The organism is Paenibacillus glycanilyticus NBRC 16618 (genome assembly GCF_004000805.1).
Taxonomy (GTDB): domain Bacteria; phylum Bacillota; class Bacilli; order Paenibacillales; family Paenibacillaceae; genus Pristimantibacillus; species Pristimantibacillus glycanilyticus.
In genome coordinates this window covers 46,608-70,362 of sequence record NZ_BILY01000035.1, presented here as the reverse complement: position 1 = coordinate 70,362, position 23,755 = coordinate 46,608, and the positions used below count along the sequence as shown (strand labels likewise).

Below are 23,755 nucleotides of genomic sequence, written 5' to 3'. Positions count from 1 at the left end.
CTTCATGCGCGCGGCAAAAAGGCTATCCCGCCATTTGGTATGACGGAATAGCCTTTTTTCATGGATGAAGCGGCAGTCTGATTCGGAACGTGCTGCCCGAGCCTTCTATACTGTCCACTTGTATGGTGCCGTGATGCTTTGCGACAAGGGACTGGGTAATGGCAAGGCCAAGACCCGTACCGCCGCTTTTGCGCGTTCGCGAGGATTCGCTTCTGTAGAATCTTTCGAATAAATGGGGCAGATGCTCTGCCGCTATACCGGAGCCATTATCGGACACGGCAATAACCGCTTCATCCGCTTCCGTATATAGCTTAAGGGACAAGCTGCCGGTATCCGGATCGGTATGCTGAACGGCATTCAGGAACAGATTCAGCACCGCTTGCTTAAGCTGATCGGGATGCCCGGAAACCTGAATGCCCGGATTGATGCGCAGGCTAACGCTGCGAGTGCCGCTTAGCAGGAGAAGCTGGGGCTCCATTTCCTGCAGAAGCTTGTCCAGCCGGATCACGATCCGTTCGGGCGAAGGGGCCTGATCAAGCTTGGCAAGCAGGAGCAAATCCTCGACGAGCTTGTTGATCCGTTTGGATTCCAGCTGCATGCTGGTTAAGGCGGAGCGAAGCTGATCCGGGTTGGAAGCGGCCCCGCGCAGCAAAACTTCGATAAAGCCATGAATAGACGTAAGCGGTGTGCGCAGCTCATGCGAGGCGTCCGCGATAAACCGTCTCATTCGTTCCGTTGTCTGCCGTTCGGCTTCAAAGGAAAGGTCCAGACGCTCCAGCATCCCGTTAAAGGCGACGGCAAGCTGATCGATTTCCTGCTGCCCTTGATTCATAGGCAGTCTTTCGCTCAGATTAGCGGCATCCGTCTGGCCGACCTTTTGCACGACGCTCGACAATGGGCCAAGCGTGCGGCGCAGCAGGGGAATATAGAGCCATAAGCCGGCAGCCAGCGCAAGCACGGACAATCCGATAAAGATCGCAAGTTGAGTCATCAGTATTTGCTTCAGAGAAGCGGTATCCGTTCCGGCCTGGATGATGCCGTCGGGATGTCCGGGAGGCCCCGTGACATGAAAGACGACCAGCTGCTGCGTGCCTTTTTTGTCCGTCAAGATCCGGTAAGCGCCACGCTGATTAGGCTGTTTAAGCAGCTCTTTATATTGCCCGGCCGATAATTGAGGAGCGTTAAGCTCCTCATCGCGCGACAGATCGGTAAATTCGCCTTCAAGATTAATGGAGGCCAGGGACAAGCCCGGCTGATAATAAAACGGGGCCGGGATCGGCAGCTGCATGGGCGGCAAGCTGCCGGGGAGACTGCCGCCGCCGAACGGCTTGCCTCCAAACCAATCATGGGGAAGCGAGATTAGTTGGGCTTCCAGCGCTTCGGCTTTATTTTTATATTGAAAATCCTTCATCAACACATACTGCAAAATTCCGATCATAAGCAGCATAGCCGCCATGACGAACAGAGAGCGCTGAAGAAGCTGAAATCGGAGGGAACGGGGGGCTAAAAGCGAGCGTCTCATGACAGATCCATCCTGTAACCGACGCCCCGCAGCGTACGGATAAGCCGGTGCTCCTTGTCGCCAAGCTTGTCCCGCAGGGAGCGGATGTACACCTCGACGATATTGTCTTCCCCGCCAAACCGGTAGCCCCATACGCTGTCCAATATTTGCGCTTTGCTGAGTACAATGCCGTTGTTCAGCACGATATATTTCAACAGCTCATATTCGGTGGGAGAGAGCTCCAGGGTCTGATCCTGATAGATCAGTGCCTTCTTGAGGTCGTTAACGCGGAAGGGACCGTAAGTCGCCTCGCCCAGCAGGCTAGGGAACTGGTTGCGGAGCCGGGCTTTGATCCGGGCGAGCAGCTCTTCGAAGCTGAAGGGCTTCACGACATAATCATCCGCGCCAAGCGTTAAGCCCTTCACCCGGTCTTCGATCTCATCCTTCGCGGTAAGCATAATGACCGCAACGTTCGCTCCGGTGTCTTTAACCGCTTGGCAAACTTCAAACCCGTTCATCTCCGGCATCATGACATCGAGAATAAGGACATGGGGCTGAAACTCCTTGGCCAGCTGCAAGGCGGCTGCTCCGTCCTCGGCGGTACGGATGTCAAACCCTTCGTTCAGAAGACCCAGCTCAAGAAACTGTATAATATGCGGCTCATCGTCAGCCAGCAATAATCGGATTCCGTTCATAAATGCGTTGCTCCCCGTTATCATGTTCAAAATTTGTTGTCTACTTATTATCGTCGTTTTTAGCAGGGATTTCATTAACCGCAAATAAAAAAAGCTGCCGACCCTATAAGGGAAGGCAGCTTGCGCGTTAGATGGACAGCTTCTGGCCGGGCTCGAGGAGCTGGCCTTTTAAGCCTTTTGCTTCCAAAGCCTGAACGAAGGCTTCCGCATCCTGGCGGATAACCGGGAAGGAATTGTAGTGAACCGGGATTGTCACCTTGGCGCCGAACCATTCGGCCGCTTGGAGAGCATCCTCGGGGCCCATCGTGAAGTGGTCGCCGATCGGGATGAGAGCAACGTCGATGTTATGACGGTCTCCGATCATTTTCATATCGCCATACAGAGCAGTGTCGCCGGCATGGAGAATCGTCTTGCCGTCCACCGTAATAATGTAGCCGCCCGGCATGCCTCCGTAAATAATGCGCTGCTCTTCCGCGATGGTAATGCCCGAGCTGTGGAACGCTTGAATCATTTTCGCTTTGGCAAAGCCAAGATCAACGGTCCCGCCAATGTTCATGCCAATCGTCTCAACGCCTTTCCAGGACATGTAGGTAGCAAGCTCGACGTTCGCGACAACCGGAGCATTGTTCGCCCGGGCGATAGGCTCGGCATCCAGGATATGATCCATATGGGCATGCGTGAGAAGGACCGAGTTGACCTTGATGTCTTCGGGCTTCGTTACAGCCAGTTCGTTCCCTCTCAGGAAAGGATCGATTACAAGCGAGTTATCGCCGGAAGTAATCTGGACACAGGAATGTCCGTGAAAAATAATATCAGTCATTGTAGCAGCTCCTTAACGGTTGTTTTGTTGGACAAGTCTCGTGGTAAGTTTAATGCGTACGCTGGACGGATCGGTGACGAAAGCGGCGCCGTCCTGCTGTTCAACGGAAATGCCTGCGGCAAGAAGCCGTTCAAGGGCCGATGAGAGTTCGCCGGAATCCGGATAGACGATCGTAAAATAGTCTAGCCCGGTTGATCGGGAAGAGGGAGCGGGAGCTCCGATGCCAGCCCATACATTAAGTCCGATATGGTGATGGTAGCCTCCGGCCGATACGAATAATGCCCGCATCTGGGTATAATCGCCGACAATATCGAAGCCTAGCAGACCGTTGTAGAACGTTCTTGATTCCGGAATGCCCACCGTATGAAGATGAACGTGGCCCATGATGGTTTCAGGCGGCAGACCTTTCGTTATATCTTCTTCGCCGGCTTCCTGCAATAGACCTTCCCAGTCGATCGGATCGGTTGCCATTACGTAATCGCCGTTAACGTCGCGCTTCCATTCGGATCTTGGACGATCTGCATAAATCTCGATTCCGTTATGGTCGGGATCGGATAAGTATAACGCTTCGCTGACCAAGTGATCGGCCTGGCCAAGCGGGATGCGGTGAGCGATCAGCCGCTTAAGAACGATGCCAAGCTCCTTGCGGCTCGGAAGCAGCAGGGCATAGTGGTACAGCCCGGTTGTTCCTCTGCGCTCTGGCGCTACAATAGCGTCCGGTATTTGCTCAAGCAGAATGAGAGCTGTCTTGCCATCAGCTGCTAATGCGGCAGTCGTGCTCGTCTGCTCCAGAATCCGGAGGCCGATAACCTCGGTGTAGAAGCTGAGAGATTGCGCGAGATTGCTGATCTTGAGCTTTACAGCGCCAAGAACGGTATCTGGATGGATGCTTGCGGACATGATGTAGCCCTCCTTCGCTTAGTTATTTTTTGTAAATTAATATAAATAATATATTTAGTGTTGTCAAGTTATGGGATTGTGAAAACCGGGGAAAAGGCGTGGAGGAAGGTTGCGGAAATCGCTTATGTACTTGTGTTAGTGTGGAATAAAAATGCGAATAAGATACGCGATTGCACCCGGATGGAGGCAGATAACGAAATAAGAGGAAATTATCGTGTTGCAGCGGGGGTTGGATTAGCGGGAGTTTATAATCGGAGGTTCCGCCAACCTACGGCGCCAATAATAAAAGCCCGCGCAATGGCGGGCTTGGCTGAACCTATTTATTTGATAAGACCGGCATGCACGAGACCGTTGCGGATGCCGCTGTCGCTTACATGCGTCGTAATGTAATTCGCGAACGGCTTCAGCTCTTCATGGGAGTTGCCCATCGCAATGCCAAGGCCAACAACCTCGAGCATTTCTTTGTCGTTCAGACCGTCGCCGAACGCAACGGCTTCTTCCGGAGCGATGTTGAGCAGCTTGAGCAACGCTTTAATCCCTTGCGCCTTGGAGCCGTCAACGGTAAGCACGTCCATCGCGGTGTCATGCCAGCGGATAAAGCGAAGTCCTGGATTACCCTCACCGTACAGATGCTCTTCGTCGGCGGTACAATGCAAGAAGATCTGATAGACATCTTCCTTCTGCCAGAAGTCCGGATCAAAGCCCGGCTGCGCAACGCGCAGCGATGCCACGGAATTAAACACATGCGGGTGGGATTCCGTATTGCGGTAGAACGAATCATGTCCTTCGAACACGAGAGTATGATTGTGGGCGGAAGCATGGCTGACCAGGGTTTCCACGTCTTCGCGCGGAATAGGGCGACGGTAGATGGCTTCTCCTTTGTATACGACGTACGCGCCATTCAGGCTGACATAAGAATCGATACCAAGCTGCTCGGCAATCGGAGCGAAAAAGTAGGGCGCTCTGCCCGTTGCGATAACAGCAGGTACCCCGCTGGCCTGCAGGTCGCGAATCGCGTCGATCGTATCCTGCGGGATTTGTTTTTCTTCATCCAATAATGTGCCGTCGATGTCAAAGAAAGCGATTTTGTATGGCATAAGCTTACCTCTCCTATCCCTATTTGCGGTTTCATCTATTTATTGACGTACTATAACACCGATTTCCGTGATTAGGCAAGCTTTAAAGGCTGGAAGGCGGCGCAGAAGAGTGCGAACATTTTGAATGAATCGGTGTAAAGAAGTAGGAGTTGGACGCATTATGCGATATAATCAGATGGGTATCTATAATTGGGAAATAAGGAGAATGCACGCAATGGAAAAAACATTGATCTTCGGGCACAAAAATCCGGATACAGACACGATCTGCTCCGCGATTGCCTATGCCGAACTGAAATCGAAACTTGGTTTTAACGTTGAAGCCGTACGCCTTGGCGAAGTCAACGGCGAAACGCAATATGCTCTGGACTACTTCAAGACGGAAGCTCCGCGTTTTGTCGAGACTGTAGCAGGCGAAGTAAACAACGTTATTCTGGTTGACCATAACGAGCGCCAGCAAAGCGTTTCCGATATTGATCAAGTTCGCGTCGTTGAAGTTATCGACCACCACCGTATCGCTAACTTCGAAACTGCGGCTCCTCTGTACTTCCGTGCCGAGCCTGTAGGCTGCACGGCTACAATCCTGAACAAGCTGTACAAAGAAAACGGCGTTGCCATCAGCAAAGAGGCCGCTGGACTGATGCTGTCCGCTATTATCTCTGACTCCCTTCTGTTCAAATCGCCTACATGCACGGAGCAAGACGTAGCGGCAGCTCGCGAGCTGGCTGAAATCGCCGGCGTTGACGCTGAAGTTTACGGTCTGGAAATGCTGAAGGCCGGCGCGGATCTCCGCGACAAAACAATCGGGCAGCTTCTGTCGCTGGACGCGAAAGAATTCTCGATGGGCAGCGCAAAAGTAGAAATCGCTCAAGTTAACGCGGTTGACACAAACGACGTTCTGGTTCGCCAAGCGGATCTGGAAGCGGCAATCAACGAAACCATCGCGAAAAAAGGTCTTGATCTGTTCGTATTCGTTGTTACCGACATCCTGAACAGCGATTCCATCGCTCTTACCCTGGGTGCGAAAGCTAACGCTGTCGAACAAGCTTACAACGTTACTCTGGAAGGCAACAAGGCGCTTCTGAAAGGCGTTGTGTCGCGCAAATCGCAGATCGTACCGGTTCTAACCGAAACGTTGAGCAAGTAATACAGCGAATCGTTTCCGGTACTGACTGAAACATTAAGCAAATAATACGCTATATAATAGAAGAAAGAGGTTGTTCCCCGGTGGGACAACCTCTTTCTTATTGCCGCTGCTGCACTTACTTCAGCCTCAGCACCATATCTTCTTCATCCCAATACTGGCCTTGCGATTTCATGGCATTCCGCTCAATGCCAAATACCTCGAAACCGCAGCTGGCATACAGCGCTTTTGCCGCAGCATTTTCCGAAATAACGGTTAAATTAATCTGTTCGAGTCCATCCATTGTCGAGGCTTTACGGATCAGCTCCATAACCAGCCGCTTGCCAGTTCCTTGACCGCGCGCCTCCGGAGCGACATACATCGCGTAGATATTCCCTTTGTGGAATATTTTCGGTTTACTTTCTCTCACGAATGTAACCATGCCAACCAGTTTGCCTGCAAGAAACGCTCCTAACGTGAACCGCCCTTCATCCGGCTTCAGCCCACTTGCGATCTCGGCAAGCGATCTTACGACCTGGATCTCGTAGGTGGTAAGGAACGCTTCGGGACTTTCAAGCAGGGATTGCAGACGAAGCTCATGGTAAGCTTGGGCATCGGCTTCGGTCAAAATCCTAATTTCCACAGTGTCACCTCCATTACGGATTGAAATTCCATAGGAGAGGGAAGCTTTCCTTCCTGTAATAAAAAATGGCTGAGCTTGTTGGCTCAACCATTGTGCAAATTAGAGTTTAGTTAACGACACGGCGTGCAGTTACGTATTTGCCGGACCAGTAGGAGCTGGACATGTCGGATACGGTAACGCCTTGGCTAGTGGAGCTGTGAAGAATTTTTTTCGATCCGGCATAGATGGCCACGTGGCTGATGCTGATGCCGTTCGTACGGAAGAATACAAGATCACCTGTGCTCAGTTCCGTTTTTGGCACTTTTTTGCCGACAGTCGCTTGCTCGGCTGCTGTGCGGGGCAGGTTAACATCAAGGCCGGCAAACATGAATTTCGTAAAGGACGAGCAGTCAAAGGCATATGTAATTCCGACCGGGGCACCGTATTTGTAAGGCACGCCTAAGTAATTTTTACCTTCGCTGATCAAGGCCAGCGTTTTTTCCGTTGCAGCGTTTGCATGATTCGTTGTAGTAGCAAGAGTGAAGGCTGATGCAGCAATGGTTGCAACCAGGCTAAATGTCATTATTTTTTTAAGGGATTTAAATGTGTTTTTCATGGTAGTATGGTTTCCTTTCGTTTGGAAGTTCATTCGAATACAGATTCCATCTTTCGCTGAAATTACTATAACACATCCGAAACAGCACAAATTTTTACAATTAGAGCGAAAGATCAATGAATTGTAAAGAAAGACACCTTTATGAGAAATAAATGAGAATCTCTTTAGAAACGCTCTCAGAAAAGTCTCTTCATATAAGCCGCTTCTCATTGACGGGTAATAGGGGAGTGAAATATAATTAGGTAGCCTATTATTAATAGTACTAAAATAATTAGTGGCTTACATATTTAAAGGGTGAGGTGATCAAATGGCCGGCGGTGGAGAAGAGACCGCAGCACGAAGACTAATAGAAGTATTTATGCTGTTCAACAAGATGAACTGGAACCATCAGCCGATGGATCTGAAGCAGAAGCATAGCGAGCTGCGGCTGCTAGTCGTGATCAAGCGAATGGGCAATGGAGAAGATGAAGGGGTCAAAGTATCCGATTTGAGCAAGTTTCTGAAGGTGACGTCGCCAACCGTTACACAGCTCCTTAACCGGCTTGAAGAGATGGGGCTTATTGTCCGCAAAGAGGATCCGAGAGACAGAAGAGCGGTCCGAGTGTCCCTGACCGAAGAAGGCGAATTAACCGCCAAAAAGGCGCTGCAAGGTTTTATGCAGCGGATGAACGGTCTTGTTGATTTTCTGGGCGACGATGACACGGAGCAATTAATTCGTCTGCTCAGGCAGACGACGACTTATTTCGAACAAATGAATCTGAACGATTCAAATGGAGATGATGTTAATAAATGTTGAAATTATTCCGCTATTTAAAGCCGTTTCGGCTTTTGGTGATTGGTGTTTTGGTCTTTGTCTTTTTACAGACCTTGTCTGATTTATATTTGCCAACCTTGATGGCGGATATCGTGGATAAAGGCGTATCTGTAGGCGACAAGTCTTATATTTGGAAAATCGGCGGCTTCATGCTGCTGGTTGCGGCTGCGGGCGGGATCTGCTCCGTATTGGCCAGCTATTTCTCCTCGAAATCCGCAATGGGCTTTGGACGGGATGTCCGCAGCAAAGTGTTCAAGCATGTCGAGAACTTCTCGCTGCAGGAGTTCGACAAGATTGGCACAGCTTCGCTGATTACCCGCACAACAAACGATATTACGCAGGTACAGCAAGTGCTTATCATGATTTTGCGGATGATGATTACCGCGCCTATGATGTGTATCGGCGGCATTATTATGGCCATCTCGAAGGATGCCAAGCTGTCGCTTGTATTTGTAGTCGTTATACCGGTACTGGCAGGCGCGATCTTCCTTGTCGTGCGTAAAGGGATTCCGCTGTTCAAAGCGATGCAGGTAAAGATCGATAAATTGAACCTGGTGCTGCGCGAAGGCCTTACGGGTATCCGCGTTATACGTTCGTTTGACCGGATCAGCCATGAGAGTAAGAAATTCGATGCGGCGAACGCCGATCTGACCGATACGGCGGTGCGCGTAAACAAAATTATGGCGGTTCTTATGCCGCTGATGATGCTGATCATGAACATTTCAACGATTGTCATTATCGCGATCGGCGGTATCCGAATTGATCATGGGAATATGCAAATCGGTTCCCTGATGGCTTTTATTCAATACGGCATGCAAATCATGTTCTCGCTTCTGATGATGTCGATGATGCTGATTATGATTCCGCGCGCGCAGGCATCGTCTGTCCGTATTAATGAAGTGCTCGAAATGATACCAACGCTGTCCGACAAAGAAGTAACGAAGAAAAACAGCGGCAAAGAAGGCTATCTGGAATTCCGCGGAGTGTCATTCAGCTATCCGGGCGCGGAACAGCCTGCGTTGTCGGATATTTCGTTCCAGGCAGGCCCTGGCGAAATTACCGCCATCATTGGCGGTACCGGTGCGGGTAAATCCACGCTCGTCAGCTTGATTCCGCGTTTCTATGATGTGGATGCGGGTCAGATTATGATTGACGGCATGGATGTCAGAGATATGAGCCAGGAGGATCTCCGCCATAAGATCGGCTTTGTTCCGCAAAAGGCGGTTCTCTTCACGGGCACGGTAGCGGAAAATATCCGTTACGGTCAGGAGGATGCAACAGACGAGGAAGTCGCTCATGCCGCGGCTATTGCGCAAGCTTCCGAGTTTATCGGCCGGATGGAGCAGGGTTACGATTCCATGATCGCGCAAGGCGGCAATAACGTGTCCGGCGGTCAGAAGCAGCGCTTGTCCATTGCGCGGGCATTGGTGAGAAGGCCGGAAATTTACGTGTTCGACGACAGCTTCTCGGCACTGGACTTCAAGACGGATGCCAAGCTTCGCGCGGCATTGAAGTCTGAGGTAGGCAACTCCACGGTTATGCTTGTCGCGCAGCGCGTAAGCACGGTTATGGATGCGGACCGGATTATCGTCCTTGATGAAGGACGTATTGCGGGGATCGGCAACCATAAGGAGCTTATGCAAACTTGCGAGGTCTACAAGGAAATCGTGTCGTCGCAGCTGTCAGAGGAGGAGATTGCATGAGCCAGCAAAAAGGAAACGGACGCCCTCCAGGCGGACCTGGCAGAGGCCCGGGCATGGGCGGTCCCGGCGGATTCGGGATGCCGGTGCAAAAGGCGAAAAACTTTAAAGGAACACTGTTCCGGTTAATGGCGTATCTGAAGCCGCATCAAACCAAGCTTCTGCTGGTGCTGCTTACCGCGATTTTGAGTACGGTATTCAGCATCGTAAGCCCGAAAATTATGGGTCATGCGATGACTAAGCTGGCCGAAGGCTTTTTTGGTAAACAAAATGGCGGGGCGGGAATCGATTTTGACGCGATTAATCAGATTCTGCTTATTCTCGTCGTTCTCTATATCATCAGCTCGGTGTTCAGCTATATCCAGCAGTATTTGATGGCGGGCGTAGCCCAGAATACCGTGTACGATCTGCGCAAGCAGGTGAACGCCAAGTTCAACCGGCTGCCGCTGAAATATTTCGACTCCAAATCCAATGGCGAAATATTAAGCCGGGTCGTTAATGACGTGGACAATATCGCTAACACGCTGCAGCAAAGCTTAACGCAGCTGATTACATCCGTTATTACGCTGGTTGGTATTATCATTATGATGCTCACCATCAGCCCGCTGATGACGTTGATCGTCTTCCTGACGATTCCGATCAGCTTGCTAGCGACGGCTGTTATCGCTAAGCGTTCGCAGAAATATTTCGTGAAGCAGCAAGCGGAGCTTGGTAAATTAAACGGCCACGTGGAAGAGATGTATACCGGTCACAAGATCGTGAAAGCTTTTGGCCGCGAACGCGAATCCATGGAAAAGTTCGAGAAGATGAATGAGCAATTGTACGATGCCGGCTGGCGCGCCCAATTCATCTCCGGCATTATTATGCCGATCATGAGCTTTATCGGAAATATCGGTTACGTGTTTGTCAGCATCGTTGGCGGTATCCTTGTTACGAGACGCGCGATTGAAGTCGGGGATATCCTGGCCTTCATTCAGTACACCAGACAGTTCACTTGGCCAATCACGCAGCTGGCTACGATTTCGAACGTTATTCAGTCGACAATCGCATCAGCGGAACGCGTTTTTGAGCTTCTGGACGAGGAAGAGGAAGTACTGGAAGCAAATCCGGCGAAAACAATCACTCGTCCGAGCGGTTCCGTGCATTTTGACCATGTGAAATTCGGTTATACAGCGGATAAAACTCTGATCGATAACATGAACATCAATGTGCTGCCTGGTCAGACAGTGGCGATCGTAGGTCCAACAGGTGCCGGTAAAACAACGCTCGTAAACCTGCTTATGCGGTTCTATGAGCTGAATGACGGGAAAATTACGATTGACGGCGTCAACATTACGGATTTGAAGCGCAGCAATTTGCGCGGCATGTTCGGAATGGTGCTTCAGGATACCTGGCTCTTTAACGGAACAATCCGCGATAATATCGCGTACGGACGGGAAGGGGCTACGGAGGAGGATGTCGTAAACGCAGCGAAAGCGGCTCATGCCGATCATTTCATCCGGACGCTGCCGGACGGTTACGATACGATTCTGAACGAAGAGGCGTCCAATATCTCGCAAGGGCAAAAGCAGCTTCTTACTATTGCCCGGGCAATTCTGGCTGATCCGTCCATTCTGATACTGGATGAAGCAACCTCCAGCGTCGATACTCGTACAGAGGTCTACATCCAGAAGGCGATGGGACATCTGATGGAAGGCCGCACAAGCTTCGTTATCGCGCACCGTCTGTCGACGATCCGCGATGCAGACCTGATTCTTGTCATGAACCAAGGCTCGATTATCGAGCAGGGTACGCATGAGGAGCTTCTGGAGCAGGGCGGATTCTATGCGGATTTGTATAATAGCCAGTTTACGGGGAAGGCGATTGAGGCTGTTTAGTTTTAAAGGCAAGGGATAGCAAAGCAAGGAATTACGGGTTTGTATCTCTTCCGGCCGCTGTTATCATTCTGAATAGTGAACTTGTTAATCTAACGAGTATTCAGAATGATAAAGGCGAACGCTACGCTCCTCCAGAGATACAAACCCTCCATCCCCCTACGTCCTAAAACCACACAAGCCTCAAATTAGCCTCCCCTGAATGGCTATTTGTGGGGGAGGGCGGAAAAAAGAGAAAGCGCGTTAGCTGCGCTTTCTCTTTTTGTTTGTCATGAGCGGTGGTGATGCGCAACAAATGTTACCGCATGACGTCTTAATAGATAATTCCAAAGATAGGAAAATGAAATGCGGGGGTACATCATGTGAGAAAAACCTTTATTTTCATTGTTGTTTTATTTTTAATGGGAGGCGCGTATCTGTATCTTCGTTTTGGACCATTGTCACCACAGCATGAATTGAAGAGACAGTTGGAGCACATTATTCATGAACATAATCAAGCGAATATTCAAGCTCTCTCATTAGACGAACCAACAACGGAATATCTTCTTGAATTGCCGACTGACGCAGTAGTTGAATCTGCAACGGATTTTCAAGGAGGCTCAGAACAAATAGGTTATTTGGTTAGCAGGATGGGGGTAAAGCCGCTTCATGTATATTTGACAGTGACTACCAAATCTCTATATCATAAGCTTTTTCCTAAATGGACTTTATTAAAAATAACAATCGCACCAAATGGAACGCTACCTTCCATTCGTGAGCTTCAAAAGACTGCAGAATCGGAAAGAAATCACGTCGGGATGGAGGAACTAGAAGAGGAAAAAGTCGCTTTCCGACTTTTTGACGAATGAGGATAAGGTGGCTCGAGCCGTAGCCGAAGAGATTATTAAATGGGGAGAAGGAGTGTAGGCATGTCTAGAACCATAAATCTATTTATTGGGTTTATCGTTGGGGTAATTCTAATGATACTACCTCAGCCGCATATTTTTATTGTTAGCGATCTATTGAATGCTTTAAGCGGGGGAGACATCCTTGATGGTCTTATCCATAAATTTTTGGGAACCATCGGCTTTGTTCTCGTGTGTATTTTTGGATATAAAATAGTTACATCCGTTCTTCGGGAGAATTAATAAGGTAACGGAAGGCGGAAAATACATTGAAGAAAATATATCGTATCCTGCTTGTTGTTTGTCTTTGTTGTTTTCTGGCCTCATGCGGGAAAATTAAGGTGTTTGAAGATCGTATAGACACAATCGAAACCAATGAATTAATGGTCAATTGCTCGGCTGAAGTAACTAAAGGTCAGTCGCAAGTTAACGATATCGGATACTTATGCCGTGTACATATAGATGAGAATACGGTCATTCAGAACGAACGAGGTGAGCCTGTCCAATTGTCGGAGCTGACTACCGAAGATATAGTTCGGATCGTTCCCGTGAAACCTCAGAATGTGAAAAAAGGAAAAAGAGAATTTACGGCCAAAGAGATTACCGTACTGGAACAAGATAAATAGAGGAGCGAGAAACAAGAAATGAAGCCTATTCGAAACTCAGCAAAAGCTATTATTATTGAGGACGAGAAAATATTATTGACCGTTAATAAGGATGATGCTGGGCTCTTTTACTTGTGCCCCGGCGGGGGGCAAGAGCATTCCGAGAGTTTGAGGCAAGCGGTAATAAGAGAATGTCTCGAGGAAATTGGAGAAGAGGTAGAGGTTCAAGATCTTGTCTGCATACGTGAATATATCGGCAGGAACTATATTGACGGCGATCCAGGAATGCATCAGGTTGAATTCTTTTTCGAATGTAACCTGGTTTCCCCGAATCCAACCTTCGAACATGTGTCGGTTCCGGATGACCATCAAGTAGGAGTTGAATGGGTTGAGGTAAGCAGGCTGGATGAAATCCGATTCTATCCAAGCGAATTAGGGGTCCGAATAAAAAATAAGGATAAAAGCAAGCGTTATCTGGGTGATATAAATTAGAAACGCTGGTAAAGGAGGCTAAAAATATCCTTAAATCTCTTTCAGTCATTTTATTTATTGTTATGATTTTGAGTTTATCGGCATGTTCAATCTCATCTGGAGAAACAAAGTCTCAGACTCCATTTGGGAATGATATTTTGAAATCCTTCGGAAAAGAAGATGTAGTACGAATGCAGCACTTCATTAATCGTTTTCATGATCATAAATTTGATTATGTTCTCGCCATTCCGCCATTTTTAGATGGAGGTTATGTCATCTATGATTTGATCGCCGATGATGGCGAGGTCAAGGTAAGATTGGACTCAACGCGGGATATTTATAGCAGCGACGCCGGTTTGCAGTTAACTTGCAAAGCTATAGAGTTCGATAACAAAGGAACTGTAGTGGTCAGGCAGTGTACAGGCCCGGAGAGTGTGGAAGTTTCCCATTACTCTTTGTTTTCATTTGATCCCACGCGAAAATAAGGAATAGGAGCATGAATGGTGAAAGTCGTAAACGCAGAGAAAGAAGATATAAAGCAGTGGTTAGTATTGGCTGCTGAGGTGGAAAAGCTGTTTGGACCTATGGTTGATGATCCTTTGTTTGTTCAAACGCTTGAACGGAATATCCGCGAGGGCAGGGCTTTTTGCATACGGGAGGATGACGGTTTTCCCGGAGAACAGCTGCTTGGCGGTATTCTCATCTCAACGAAAAAGGCTCCCTCCTATAAAATCGGCTGGCTGGCAGTATCTGAGCAATCAAGAAACAAAGGGGTGGCCTCCGTGCTTATGAAGCATGTCCTTGAACATTTTCAATCCCCGGCAGAGGTGTCGGTTGTTACTTTTGGCGAAGATGTGAAGGACGGACTTCCGGCAAGAAGGCTGTACGAAAGGTTTGGGTTTGCGCCTCAAGAGGAGCCTGTTCCGAATGGACCGGAAGGCGGCAGCAGGCAGCTATTCAAGCTGATCAAGAACTAATCTATTCGGGAGGTGTAACATGCGGTTTAAAGCCGTACTCTTTGATCTGGACGGAACGCTGCTCGACCGCGATGCCTCTTTGGCTTTATTTATCGATGATCAATATGAACGTTATCCGGCGTTTCAGAAGGTGCCGAAGGATGTTTTTACGAAGCGGTTCATTGAGCTCGATCATCACGGCTATGTATGGAAGGATAAGGTATATCAGCAGCTGCTGGCAGAATTCCAAATTCCAGGCTTGCGCTGGGAAGAGCTGTTAGAGGATTATTTGCAGTCGTTTCAAAAGCATTGCGTCGGGTTCCCTCATCTCATTCAGATGCTCTCCTCTTTAAAAAGCTGCGGAACCAAAATCGCCTTAATTTCAAACGGCTACGGCCAGTTTCAATATGATAATTTCAAAGCATTAAATATCGCTCCTTTTTTCGACGAGGTTCTTATATCGGAATGGGAAGGGCTTCGCAAGCCGGATCCGGCTATTTTTGAGCGGGCGCTCTACAAGCTTGGCGTGAAGGCCGAGGATGCGCTTTTTGTTGGCGACCACCCGGACAGCGATATAAGAGGCAGCCGCGCGGTTGGCATGAAAGCCGTGTGGAAGTATAATTCGAACTTTTCTCCCGATGTACAAGCTGATGGCGTTATTTATGATTTGGAAGAGTTAATCTCCGTTATGAACAGATAGATCTGCATTGATATGGTAAAAGAAAGCAACGGCTTCAGCTCGATGAGCGGGATTCGTTGCTTTTTCTTTCATTTTGACACCAATCGTAAGATCGTCTACCCGCCCCTCCTAGCAGACCTTATTTTTGTATCCCTAAATAGAGCGTTTTATCGGTTTGGCTGGAGATGCAAACACGATAAAGTAAGGATTAAAGAAAGCACTTACATTTTTCGTGAAGCGCTTTCTCCAATAAGAGAGGGGTAGTCGAAACATGAGAACAAAGAAGAAAGCCGGAATGATGCTGACCGCCGGGATGGCGCTTGCGCTAGCCGTAACGGGATGTTCTTCGTCCAACGGCGGCGGTAACGCGGATAACAAAACGAATGCCGGAAACGCAGGAGGCAAGAGCGGCAGCCCGGTAGAAATTACGTTCTGGAATATGTTCGGCGGCGGCGAAGGGGATTTCGTCGATCAGATTATTAAAGGATTTAACGATTCGCAGCAAGAGGTGATCGTGAAGCAGCTGCGTCTGGAATCAAACGAATATTATGCGAAGCTAGGCACGGCGCTTTCTTCTTCCAAGGGACCGGATGTAGCCGTAGCCCACGTCGACCGGCTTTCTCCTTTTGTAAAAGCGAAGCAGATTGTGCCGGTTGACGAGCTGGCGAGCAAAGTCGGATTTGATCTTGGACAGATCAGCGAATCGAATATAACAAGCGTTACTTATGAAGGCAAGCCTTACGCGGTACCGCTCGACACTCACTTCCATATGCTCTACTACAATAAGGACATTCTCAAAAAGGCGAATCTCTTGAATGACGATGAGACTCCTAAACTCGATGATGTAAGTCCCGAAGGTTATTTGAATACGTTAGCTCAAATTAAAACAGCCGTTCCGGATGTGCAGGCGATGGCCGTTAACACGCCTTATTTCCAAGAGCCCTTCCTCAATATGTATTATGAAGCCGGTGGCGATATCCTCTCGCCGGATTTGAAGAAAGCGGCTATCAACAATGACAAGGCACTAAGCGTATTGAAATTCTACGATGATATTTATACCAAGCAGTACGCGGATATTAACGACAAGAATCCTTGGGATACGTTTAGCAACGGCAAAGCCGCCTTCTGGTTTGGCGGGGTATGGGAAGCTGGGGTGCTGCTTGGAGATGCCTCGAAACATATCGGCGCAATGCCGCTGCCTGCAATTTTCGGAAGCCAGACGCATTGGGGCAGCTCGCATACGCTAGTCATTCCGTCGTATGTTTCTGCGGAGAAGCAAGAGGCTGCTGCCAAGTTCATGAAATACTTCTCTGAAGTGGGAGGACAGACTTGGGGTAATGCGGGTCACGTGCCTGCGAACAGCAAGGTGACGGCAAGCGAAGAATACAATAAGCTGCCCTATCGCCAGTTCTTTATCGAAGCGCAGAAGACCGTCAAATTCGCGCCGCAAACGGATAACTATACGACGATCATTACGACGATTGCCGAATCGCTGCAAAACATCATTTTCCATAACGAATCGGCGGAAGACGGCTTGAAGGATTTGGAGAAGCAGATTAACGAGATTTTGGCTAACTAACTAATACAGTTCTTGAAGGGTAGGCTGGGCAGGAACGGCGTTACTACTGCCTGGCCGACTCTAGATAAATGAATGACGTAGAGAAGCAGGGAGAAACACATATGGATACCAAACCGATTGAACTGCGCAAGAAAAGAGTATCGGGCAACCGAGCAAAAGCCGAGCTGAAAGCGATCCTGTATATTGTTCCCTTTTTGATCCCGTTCGCCCTATTCTATTTGTGGCCCGTCCTGCGCGGCACCTGGATCAGCCTGCATGTCTGGAATATTCAAGGGATGCAGCGGTACGTGGCGCTCGACAATTACAAACGAATTTTCGAGAATAGCGATTTCTACAAGTATTTATGGAACTCGTTTTATTTTGTACTCATCTGTGCTCCGACGGTTCTCATATTGGGGCTGATTCTGGCGCTCATTATTAATCAACGGATCTGGCTGAGAACCTTGATTCGTTCCGTTTATTTCCTACCTTATGTCTTGTCGGTTTCGGTAATCAGCTTTATTTGGCTGAAGCTGTTTGATCCGAAGAACGGTCCGGTCAACGGCCTGCTGGGACTTCTTGGCTTGCCTCAGGACATCAATTGGCTGACGGATCACCGGTTTGTATGGTGGGCGATTACGTTTGCGACGGACTGGTGGACGGTTGGATTCGTTATGGTGCTGTTCCTGGCGGGTCTTCAGGAAATTCCCCAGGATCATTATGAAGCAGCTACGATCGACGGGGCTGGAACATGGAGTAAATTCTGGCATATTACGATACCGGGATTGTCCAGAGTCATGAAGATTCAAGTCTTCTATCAGGTCATCAGCTGCTTGAAATTGTTCGGTCAAGTTCAGATTATGACCGGCGGCGGTCCGGGGAACTCTACGAACACGATGATCCGTTATATTTACGTGACGGGCTTCAAGAAAGATATGTTTGGTCTTGCCTCCGCGCAGTCCATCGTATTTTGCGTCATCATGCTGCTCATTGCGGTCATTCAATTTAAACTTACGGATCGAAAGGATTGAGGGGATTAACATGAACAAGTGGGCTCTTAACATCATTGCAACGGTACTGGCGGTTCTTTTCGTGTTCCCGCTCATCTGGATGCTGCTTGTCTCCTTGAAGCCGGACGGTACGAATGTTTATGCCATGTCCGACTGGGTTCATTTCGCGGATTTGACGTTCAGCAATTACAAGAAAGTGATTACCGGCTCCGAGATTCTCAGATGGACCTGGAACAGCACGGTTATCGGCGTCATTACAACGCTGTTATCCATACTGCTCAGCTCCCTGGCCGCGTATTCTTTCTCCAAAATGCCTTTTAAAAGCAAAGGTTTTTTATTTGTCCTCATTACCTCGGGACTTCTTATTCCGACCGAAGCGATTCTGATTCCGTTATACGAAACGACGCTGCATCTGAATCTGATCGATAATAAGTGGGCCATTATTCTCCCCGGCCTTACGAATCCGATTGGCATTCTTCTTCTCAAGCAATTTATGGACGGCGTTCCGAAGGATTATATCGAAGCCGCTCAAATTGACGGAAGCGGAACCTTCCGGATCTGGTGGAACATCTGCCTGCCGCTGACGAAATCGGCGATGGTATCGGTTGGCATATTCTTTCTGATTTTATCCTGGAATAATTTCCTCTGGCCGTATCTGACGATTACCTCGGAAGAAAATATGATATTGTCGGCAGGACTGCCTACGTTTTTATCGAATAATAATATGTCCTTAAATATGATTATGACGGCAAGCGGCATTGCGGCTATCCCAACGATTCTGGTCTTTGCCATTCTACAGCGCCATATTGTGCAAGGGGTGGCGATGTCTGGCGTGAAGGGCTAATGAAATGATCGGGAAGACGTTTGCCAATAAAAACGGCATGTCCGGCAGGAGCAGCGAGGTACAATGAGAAAACAATCCGGCTGGGCAAGGTTTTTGCCCTCGATGAATATATGGAAGAGCAGCATACGCTACAAATGGATGCTGCTCTTATTTCTATTTTCCCTGACACCGTTAATCGTGATGGGTACGATCTCGTATTCGCTCTCCAAATCCACAATTAACGAAAAGGTAACGGAGTATTCGGAGCAGCTGCTCAAGCAGACGGCGGATAACATCGATACCCGCTTGGGCATTTATAAAGACCTGATGATGCAGGTCGTGAATAACGGCGAGATTATCCGGATGCTGCGGGATCTGGATAAGACAAGCGCGGCTAAGCCTTACGATATCGACAGTTTGTCGCTGACGACAAAGCTTTCCACGATTATTGCGATTAATCAGGACATTCAATCCATATCGTTTATTTCCAAGGATCATTATATAAAAGGAATTTACCGATGGAAGAACCGCACGCCCGAAGAGGTAAGCGGTTTCTTGACTACGCTTGAGGACGGAAGCAATTTCAGATGGTTTCCGACCCGGCTTAACACGTATGTAGACAGCTTGAACACGCAAAACGTCCATGTTTTTTCGCTCTCCAAGCAGATTTACAAAACTTCGGACGACAGTCCGGTAGGGATTATAGCGGTACTGGATATCCGCGGCGAGGTGCTGAAGGAGCTTGGTTCAAGCTCAACCAACAACAACCGGGATATTCAAAGCTTCGTTATCGACGGTCAAGGCCAGATTGTTTCTTATGGCGAGAATGACATGATCGGGAAAAATGTAAAAGAAGTACTCGGGGAACAAGGTTATAATCAGATCGTTCATTCCGGCCTGGAGGAATACCGCTTTCCTATTAAGGAACAAGGGAAGAAGCTGATTGTGAATTACAAGAAGCTTCACACCAATGACTGGATAGTCGTGAATGTCATCTCCGAATCGATTCTGTATCAGGATTCCGACCGTCTGCTGCGGACGATATGGGTTATTGCGCTGCTCTGTATCGTGTTCTCCATTATAACGGCCATTTTTCTCGCAAATTCGATCAGCAATCCGATTCTGAAAATGATCCGGCTCATGAGACAGGTCATGTCAGGGGATTTGACGGTTCGGTTCCGGGTCAAGAAGCATAGCGACGAGTTTGATATATTGGGCAATAATTTCAATTACATGGTTGCCCGGATTGATGAGCTGCTGAAGACGGTGTACGAGGAGCAAAATCAGAAAAGAACAGCGGAACTAAAAGCTTTGCAAGCGCAGATCAATCCTCATTTCCTGTATAATACACTCGATATTATTAAATGGACGGCCCTGATCCAGAAGGCGAATAATGCCGCGGAGATGGTCAGCCTATTGTCCCGTCTACTGCGGATCAGCTTGGACAAAGGGAAAGAGACGGTCACCGTTGATGAGGAAATCGAGCATGTGCAATGTTATCTGGGAATCCAGAAGTTCCGGTTTAATTATAAAATCAATACGGAGGTCTATGTGGAAGACGGTGTCCGTCAACTGCAGACCCCGAAGCTGATCCTTCAGCCGATTGTCGAAAATGCGATCCTGCATGCTTTTTCCGATTCGGAGCAAGAGGGGCAAATCGATATTTCCTGTACCAGAAGCCCGGACGGAGGCATACGCTTTCAGATTGCAGATAACGGTAAGGGAATGGATCCGGCTTACGCAAGGAGTCTTCTCCGGAATCAGAATCAGGAGCAGGGCGGCAAGACGGGAGGAATCGGGCTCGCGAATGTGGATGAACGGATCAAGCTCATTAGCGGCAAAACGTACGGCATCGATATTGCAAGCGAACCGGAAGCGGGAACAACGGTTACGATCAAGCTTCCGTATTTGGAATAGGAGAGATTATGGCAGATGTACCGAGTGATGATTGTTGAGGATGAGTTTATCGTGCGCTACGGTATTCGCTCTATGATCGATTGGGAGAAGGTAGGATTGGAAGTAACGGGCGAAGCCGCCAACGGAAAAGAGGCACTGGAGCTCATTCGCCGGGATCCTCCCGATATTCTGATCACGGATATCAAGATGCCGGTTATGGACGGGATTCAGCTTATTGAGGAAGTCCGGAGCAGCGGATTTACGATGAAAGTGATTATTTTAAGCAATCTGGAAGAGTTCCAATATGCCCAAAAAGCCATTCGTTACGGAGTTTCGGAGTATATGATCAAGTCGGATATGATGCCAAGGGATTTCGAAAAAGCATTAATGAACGTTAAAGCTTCATTGGATACGGCCGAGTCAGATCCCGAAATCAATGCAAAAGCGTCTATTGTTGAACCGGCACGGAAGGAAAAGCTGCTGCTGGGATTGATTGAAGGAAGCCGCACGGAAGAAGGGGAAGCCGGTTCGATTCCGGAGGAAGCGGAGCTTAATGGCTTGCATCTGCCTGCCTATCTCCTGTACACGCTTATTCACACGAGAGACTGCGGGCTGTTCGAGAAGCAGCAGGTCATTCATGAAACGTTCGAACAGATCGGAAGCGATCGAAGCTTTGTTGTGTTTGCGGATAAACAAGGGGAAATTAACGTCCTGCTTCCGGTTCCGCAGCATGAGGCGGTCAATTCGGAAGGGATTAAGCAGCTGGCGGAACGGATCATCTCCCATCTATCGCAGGCTTACGGACTTGCATGTACGATTGGGTTAAGCGGAAGAGTAGGCGAATGGACGGAGCTAAGCAAGGCATACGGCGAGGCTTTGGCAGCTGCCAAGCAAAGCATGTTCGCCGGGATCGGGAAAGCAATCTCGTATTCGGAGCTTGCCGGGGCCAAGGAAGCAGACGGCGCGCCAATCAAGGTAAGCCAATCCCATATTCATACTTTGCTGTATGGGCTGCAGTCCAAGGAGCTTCACGATTATGTGTACGGCTTATTCGATCAGCTGGGCAGGCGGCAGGATCCGGATCTGGTGCAGCTCATCTCCCTTGAATTGATTATGATTCTAACTGCGATATGGCCGGATGTCTCCCATGATCAGCAGCAGGTGGTCCAATTGAAAAAACAGTATTTCGACCAATTATCGAAGCTGGAGACGATTGAGCAAAGCCGCGACTGGTTCCTCCAAGCCTTCGCGGAGCTTCTTGAGCATATGATCCGCATTTATAACAGTGACCGGAACAGTATAATAAAAGCAACGCAGTACATTCAGCAGCATTACCAGCAGGAAATATCCCTGCAGTCCATTAGTCATTTCGTTCATCTGAGCAAAAATTATTTTGCGAATCTGTTTAAGAAGGAAGTCGGGGAAAGCTTTCTGGAATACGTAACGAGAGTACGGATTGAGAAAGCAAAGGCGCTGCTGGCCGGTGAGATGAGAGCTGCCGACGTCGGGCAGATGGTTGGCATTCAGGACCCGAAATATTTCTCGAAAGTATTCAAGAAGATTACGGGAGCAACCCCTTCGGAATATAGAAGCTTGGTCAAGGAGAATAAAGGGAATAAAGAAAGCTCTGAAACAGGGCAATAAATATGTCTGCGGAAGGTGAAAGTGTGGGGAAAAAGCTTTCTGCATGGTTGTTCGTTATGGTGGCATGCATGGGATTGCTGGTCGGATGCGACGGTTCGGACAAAGCGGAAGCACCGGTCCGTAAATCGGCCAAAGCACCGGTTGAAATCTTGTTCTGGAATCCGTTCGGTGGCGGAGAAGGAGACTACGTTGGCCAAATCATCAAAGATTTTAACGAGTCCCAGCAGGGAATCGTCGTCCGGCAGCTTCGACTCGAATCCAATGAATATTACGTCCGGCTAAGCACGGCATTATCTTTCGGGAAAGGCCCCGATGTGGCCGTTGCCCATGCGGACCGGGTATCGCCTTTTGTGAAGGCGAAGCAGATTATTCCGCTCGACGGGCTGGCGCAGCTTGCTGGATTAGATTTCAGTCATATTGAGTCAACAAACCGAAATAGCGTCGTGTATAACGGGGAGACGTATGCGGTTCCGATCGATACGCATTTTCACATGCTGTATTACAACAAGGATTTGCTGGCTAAAGCCGGATTGGGCGAGGACGAGGTTATTTCCAAGCTCCGCCATCTAACGCCGCAGGAGTTTATGGATTTCCTTACTTTGCTTCAGAACCGTTTGCCCGGCGTACAGCCGCTTGCGGTGAATACGCCTTTTTTCCAGGAACCGTTTCTGGATATGTATTACGAAGCCGGGGGCGAGCTGCTTACTCCCGATATGAAGCATGCGGCGATCAATAATGAGAAGGCGCTTGAGGTGCTCCGGTTTTACCAGAAGCTGTTCGCCAGCGGTCTAAGCGACCTTAACGATAAAACGCCTTGGGATACCTTTCATAACGGCCAAGCCGTATTCTGGATGGGAGGAATATGGGAAGCGGGTCATCATCTGAAGGATTCGTCCTTTCAGAGCGGAATTGCGGAGCTCCCATCCTTGTTCGGCGGAAATAAGCAATGGGGCAGCTCGCATACCTTGGTTATTCCGACCTATGTGACGAAGGAGAAGCAGCTCGCGGCGATGGCTTTCATCCGTTATTTCTCGGAAGTCGGCAGCTTGACCTGGGGGGAAGCGGGGCATGTTCCCGCCAACAGTACGGTGCAGAACGACTCCCACTACCAGAACCTCCCGTACCGCAAGCTGTTCCTGGAATCGTCGCGTCATGTGAAGCTGGCTCCCAATACGGACAAATATTCCGCTTTGTACACCGTTCTGTCGGAGGAGCTTCAGAATATTATTGCCAATCGGCAGGATCCCAAGAAAGGCCTCGTTGATCTGGAGCAAAAGTTAAACGAGCTGTTAGCGAGCTGAGAAAAGGAATAAATGCGGTCCTTCCGTGTCCCGGAGGTCTATGGAGGAAAAAGTACTAATCACAATAAAAAAGGATAGAGAATTCGGGATACCATCCGAATCTCTATCCTTTTTCATTTCCTCTCTCTCCGAGAGAAGGAGGAATAGAGGAAATGTATCTCCTGAGGAG

The 23,755-nt window shown here is 48.8% G+C and carries 23 protein-coding genes; 16 read left to right on the top strand and 7 right to left on the bottom strand.

Annotated elements, in window-relative coordinates; translation table 11 throughout:
* Nucleotides 1–58: 58 nt before the first annotated feature.
* From PGL01S_RS23465 to PGL01S_RS23445, 5 genes are all read right to left on the bottom strand, one after another.
* Nucleotides 59–1,522, bottom strand: a complete 1,464-nt coding sequence (locus tag PGL01S_RS23465) for a sensor histidine kinase (protein WP_127496961.1) — start codon at nucleotides 1,520–1,522, stop codon at nucleotides 59–61.
* Nucleotides 1,519–2,196, bottom strand: a complete 678-nt coding sequence (locus PGL01S_RS23460) for a response regulator transcription factor (RefSeq protein ID WP_127496960.1) — start codon at nucleotides 2,194–2,196, stop codon at nucleotides 1,519–1,521. Before PGL01S_RS23460 ends, PGL01S_RS23465 begins: the two co-directional genes overlap by 4 nt.
* A gap of 127 nt (nucleotides 2,197–2,323) precedes the next feature.
* A complete protein-coding gene (locus PGL01S_RS23455) occupies nucleotides 2,324–3,016 on the bottom strand; it encodes a metal-dependent hydrolase (RefSeq protein WP_127496959.1) in 693 nt (230 codons plus the stop codon).
* Nucleotides 3,017–3,028: 12 nt separating this feature from the next.
* Complete coding sequence (locus PGL01S_RS23450; protein ID WP_127496958.1) at nucleotides 3,029–3,916, bottom strand: VOC family protein; 888 nt, start codon at nucleotides 3,914–3,916, stop codon at nucleotides 3,029–3,031.
* A 320-nt stretch (nucleotides 3,917–4,236) separates the two neighbouring features.
* On the bottom strand, nucleotides 4,237–5,013 hold the full coding sequence (locus tag PGL01S_RS23445; protein ID WP_127496957.1) for a Cof-type HAD-IIB family hydrolase: 777 nt from the start codon (nucleotides 5,011–5,013) through the stop codon (nucleotides 4,237–4,239).
* A 214-nt stretch (nucleotides 5,014–5,227) separates the two neighbouring features.
* On the opposite strand from PGL01S_RS23445, the gene PGL01S_RS23440 reads away from it, so the two are divergent.
* The gene (locus PGL01S_RS23440) at nucleotides 5,228–6,157 is read left to right on the top strand and encodes a manganese-dependent inorganic pyrophosphatase (protein WP_127496956.1); all 930 of its coding nucleotides are present in this window, start codon (nucleotides 5,228–5,230) and stop codon (nucleotides 6,155–6,157) included.
* A 115-nt stretch (nucleotides 6,158–6,272) separates the two neighbouring features.
* Here PGL01S_RS23440 and PGL01S_RS23435 read toward each other — a convergent pair whose 3' ends face one another.
* Together PGL01S_RS23435 and PGL01S_RS23430 are read right to left on the bottom strand one after the other, a co-directional pair.
* Nucleotides 6,273–6,776: a GNAT family N-acetyltransferase gene (locus tag PGL01S_RS23435; protein WP_127496955.1), complete on the bottom strand. Its 504-nt coding sequence runs from the start codon at nucleotides 6,774–6,776 to the stop codon at nucleotides 6,273–6,275.
* Nucleotides 6,777–6,882: 106 nt separating this feature from the next.
* A complete protein-coding gene (locus tag PGL01S_RS23430; RefSeq protein ID WP_244935721.1) occupies nucleotides 6,883–7,371 on the bottom strand; it encodes a C40 family peptidase in 489 nt (162 codons plus the stop codon).
* 307 nt (nucleotides 7,372–7,678) lie between these two features.
* Between PGL01S_RS23430 and PGL01S_RS23425 the strand changes: the two genes are divergently transcribed.
* The 15 genes from PGL01S_RS23425 (at nucleotide 7,679) to PGL01S_RS23355 (ending at nucleotide 23,586) form a co-directional block, all read left to right on the top strand.
* The gene (locus PGL01S_RS23425; protein ID WP_127496953.1) at nucleotides 7,679–8,167 is read left to right on the top strand and encodes a MarR family winged helix-turn-helix transcriptional regulator; all 489 of its coding nucleotides are present in this window, start codon (nucleotides 7,679–7,681) and stop codon (nucleotides 8,165–8,167) included.
* Nucleotides 8,161–9,888, top strand: a complete 1,728-nt coding sequence (locus PGL01S_RS23420; RefSeq protein WP_127496952.1) for an ABC transporter ATP-binding protein — start codon at nucleotides 8,161–8,163, stop codon at nucleotides 9,886–9,888. The genes PGL01S_RS23425 and PGL01S_RS23420 overlap by 7 nt, the downstream gene beginning before the upstream one ends.
* On the top strand, nucleotides 9,885–11,762 hold the full coding sequence (locus PGL01S_RS23415) for an ABC transporter ATP-binding protein (RefSeq protein WP_127496951.1): 1,878 nt from the start codon (nucleotides 9,885–9,887) through the stop codon (nucleotides 11,760–11,762). Before PGL01S_RS23420 ends, PGL01S_RS23415 begins: the two co-directional genes overlap by 4 nt.
* A 359-nt stretch (nucleotides 11,763–12,121) precedes the next feature.
* Entirely contained in the window at nucleotides 12,122–12,607 is a 486-nt protein-coding gene (locus PGL01S_RS23410; protein ID WP_127496950.1) for a hypothetical protein, read from the top strand.
* Between the two features lie 305 nt (nucleotides 12,608–12,912).
* Nucleotides 12,913–13,269, top strand: coding sequence for a hypothetical protein (locus PGL01S_RS23405; protein ID WP_127496949.1), 357 nt, complete (start codon nucleotides 12,913–12,915; stop codon nucleotides 13,267–13,269).
* Between the two features lie 18 nt (nucleotides 13,270–13,287).
* Nucleotides 13,288–13,740, top strand: a complete 453-nt coding sequence (locus PGL01S_RS23400; protein WP_127496948.1) for an NUDIX domain-containing protein — start codon at nucleotides 13,288–13,290, stop codon at nucleotides 13,738–13,740.
* Nucleotides 13,741–13,910: 170 nt separating this feature from the next.
* On the top strand, nucleotides 13,911–14,204 hold the full coding sequence (locus PGL01S_RS23395; protein WP_164775573.1) for a DUF4362 domain-containing protein: 294 nt from the start codon (nucleotides 13,911–13,913) through the stop codon (nucleotides 14,202–14,204).
* 15 nt (nucleotides 14,205–14,219) lie between these two features.
* Entirely contained in the window at nucleotides 14,220–14,696 is a 477-nt protein-coding gene (locus PGL01S_RS23390; protein ID WP_127496946.1) for a GNAT family N-acetyltransferase, read from the top strand.
* Between the two features lie 19 nt (nucleotides 14,697–14,715).
* A complete protein-coding gene (locus PGL01S_RS23385) occupies nucleotides 14,716–15,375 on the top strand; it encodes an HAD family hydrolase (protein WP_127496945.1) in 660 nt (219 codons plus the stop codon).
* 250 nt (nucleotides 15,376–15,625) lie between these two features.
* Nucleotides 15,626–16,933 (top strand): ABC transporter substrate-binding protein, encoded by a 1,308-nt coding sequence (locus tag PGL01S_RS23380; protein WP_127496944.1) that lies wholly within the window; start codon nucleotides 15,626–15,628, stop codon nucleotides 16,931–16,933.
* Nucleotides 16,934–17,034: 101 nt separating this feature from the next.
* The gene (locus tag PGL01S_RS23375; protein WP_164775572.1) at nucleotides 17,035–17,943 is read left to right on the top strand and encodes a carbohydrate ABC transporter permease; all 909 of its coding nucleotides are present in this window, start codon (nucleotides 17,035–17,037) and stop codon (nucleotides 17,941–17,943) included.
* A 10-nt stretch (nucleotides 17,944–17,953) separates the two neighbouring features.
* Nucleotides 17,954–18,766: a carbohydrate ABC transporter permease gene (locus PGL01S_RS23370; RefSeq protein ID WP_015843665.1), complete on the top strand. Its 813-nt coding sequence runs from the start codon at nucleotides 17,954–17,956 to the stop codon at nucleotides 18,764–18,766.
* A gap of 63 nt (nucleotides 18,767–18,829) precedes the next feature.
* Entirely contained in the window at nucleotides 18,830–20,662 is a 1,833-nt protein-coding gene (locus PGL01S_RS23365; RefSeq protein WP_127496942.1) for a sensor histidine kinase, read from the top strand.
* A gap of 15 nt (nucleotides 20,663–20,677) precedes the next feature.
* Nucleotides 20,678–22,285, top strand: coding sequence for a response regulator (locus PGL01S_RS23360; RefSeq protein WP_127496941.1), 1,608 nt, complete (start codon nucleotides 20,678–20,680; stop codon nucleotides 22,283–22,285).
* A 23-nt stretch (nucleotides 22,286–22,308) separates the two neighbouring features.
* Nucleotides 22,309–23,586, top strand: coding sequence for an ABC transporter substrate-binding protein (locus tag PGL01S_RS23355; RefSeq protein WP_244935720.1), 1,278 nt, complete (start codon nucleotides 22,309–22,311; stop codon nucleotides 23,584–23,586).
* The last annotated feature ends 169 nt before the right edge of the window (nucleotides 23,587–23,755 follow it).

Bases quoted from the DNA above. Each gene is read 5' to 3' on its own strand.
- PGL01S_RS23370 (WP_015843665.1), top strand. From the start codon at position 17,954: ATGAACAAGTGGGCTCTTAACATCATTGCAACGGTACTGGCGGTTCTT.
- PGL01S_RS23455 (WP_127496959.1), bottom strand. From the start codon at position 3,016: ATGACTGATATTATTTTTCACGGACATTCCTGTGTCCAGATTACTTCC.
- PGL01S_RS23465 (WP_127496961.1), bottom strand. From the start codon at position 1,522: ATGAGACGCTCGCTTTTAGCCCCCCGTTCCCTCCGATTTCAGCTTCTT.
- PGL01S_RS23360 (WP_127496941.1), top strand. From the start codon at position 20,678: ATGTACCGAGTGATGATTGTTGAGGATGAGTTTATCGTGCGCTACGGT.
- PGL01S_RS23420 (WP_127496952.1), top strand. From the start codon at position 8,161: ATGTTGAAATTATTCCGCTATTTAAAGCCGTTTCGGCTTTTGGTGATT.
- PGL01S_RS23400 (WP_127496948.1), top strand. From the start codon at position 13,288: ATGAAGCCTATTCGAAACTCAGCAAAAGCTATTATTATTGAGGACGAG.
- PGL01S_RS23460 (WP_127496960.1), bottom strand. From the start codon at position 2,196: ATGAACGGAATCCGATTATTGCTGGCTGACGATGAGCCGCATATTATA.
- PGL01S_RS23450 (WP_127496958.1), bottom strand. From the start codon at position 3,916: ATGTCCGCAAGCATCCATCCAGATACCGTTCTTGGCGCTGTAAAGCTC.
- PGL01S_RS23365 (WP_127496942.1), top strand. From the start codon at position 18,830: ATGAGAAAACAATCCGGCTGGGCAAGGTTTTTGCCCTCGATGAATATA.
- PGL01S_RS23440 (WP_127496956.1), top strand. From the start codon at position 5,228: ATGGAAAAAACATTGATCTTCGGGCACAAAAATCCGGATACAGACACG.
- PGL01S_RS23380 (WP_127496944.1), top strand. From the start codon at position 15,626: ATGAGAACAAAGAAGAAAGCCGGAATGATGCTGACCGCCGGGATGGCG.
- PGL01S_RS23445 (WP_127496957.1), bottom strand. From the start codon at position 5,013: ATGCCATACAAAATCGCTTTCTTTGACATCGACGGCACATTATTGGAT.
- PGL01S_RS23385 (WP_127496945.1), top strand. From the start codon at position 14,716: ATGCGGTTTAAAGCCGTACTCTTTGATCTGGACGGAACGCTGCTCGAC.
- PGL01S_RS23430 (WP_244935721.1), bottom strand. From the start codon at position 7,371: ATGAAAAACACATTTAAATCCCTTAAAAAAATAATGACATTTAGCCTG.
- PGL01S_RS23415 (WP_127496951.1), top strand. From the start codon at position 9,885: ATGAGCCAGCAAAAAGGAAACGGACGCCCTCCAGGCGGACCTGGCAGA.
- PGL01S_RS23375 (WP_164775572.1), top strand. From the start codon at position 17,035: ATGGATACCAAACCGATTGAACTGCGCAAGAAAAGAGTATCGGGCAAC.
- PGL01S_RS23390 (WP_127496946.1), top strand. From the start codon at position 14,220: ATGGTGAAAGTCGTAAACGCAGAGAAAGAAGATATAAAGCAGTGGTTA.
- PGL01S_RS23425 (WP_127496953.1), top strand. From the start codon at position 7,679: ATGGCCGGCGGTGGAGAAGAGACCGCAGCACGAAGACTAATAGAAGTA.
- PGL01S_RS23395 (WP_164775573.1), top strand. From the start codon at position 13,911: ATGCAGCACTTCATTAATCGTTTTCATGATCATAAATTTGATTATGTT.